Below are 552 nucleotides of genomic sequence, written 5' to 3'. Positions count from 1 at the left end.
GGTAACAACACACTGGGCGATAGCCGTTGCTACAGCGGCTCCCTTCAACTCCCAGCCTAGCCAAGCGATGAATAGGTAATCGAGAGCAATGTTAATCACAGCACCCACTACCATCAAAATCGTCGCCATATTAGGGCTATCATCATTGCGCAGCAGAAATGGCATCGCAATAGACCCAAGGGTAAAGATACTGCTACCTATCAATATATGTAAATACTGTAACCCAAGATCGTAAACCCGCCCTTCCGCGCCTTGCCAAAGCAAGAAGTGATCAGAAAACAGAAACAATATTCCAGCGACGAAAGGTGAAAGCACCAACAATAACGTTAACCCTGTTGCTAAAATATGTTTTGCACCTTGATTGTCTTTTTCTCCTTGGCGAATAGAAACAAGTGCGCCAGTACCAACGCCAACGAGCATTCCCAAGCCAAGAATAGTACCAATAACAGGCCAAGCGATATTGATACCCGCTAACCCATCAGCCCCAACATAGCGGCCAATAAAAATACCATCAACCACTTGATACAAGCCATTAACGAGCATCGCGGCTAC

1 protein-coding gene is annotated in these 552 nt (G+C 46.0%); it reads right to left on the bottom strand.

The features are described 5' to 3' along the window. A partial coding sequence (locus ACP45E_RS01910) for an MATE family efflux transporter (RefSeq protein WP_241824246.1) occupies nucleotides 1-552 on the bottom strand: 552 nt, incomplete at both ends.

This window comes from Vibrio genomosp. F10 str. 9ZD137 (assembly GCF_049974785.1).
Lineage (GTDB): Bacteria > Pseudomonadota > Gammaproteobacteria > Enterobacterales > Vibrionaceae > Vibrio.
This window is presented reverse-complemented; position numbering and strand designations above follow the sequence as displayed.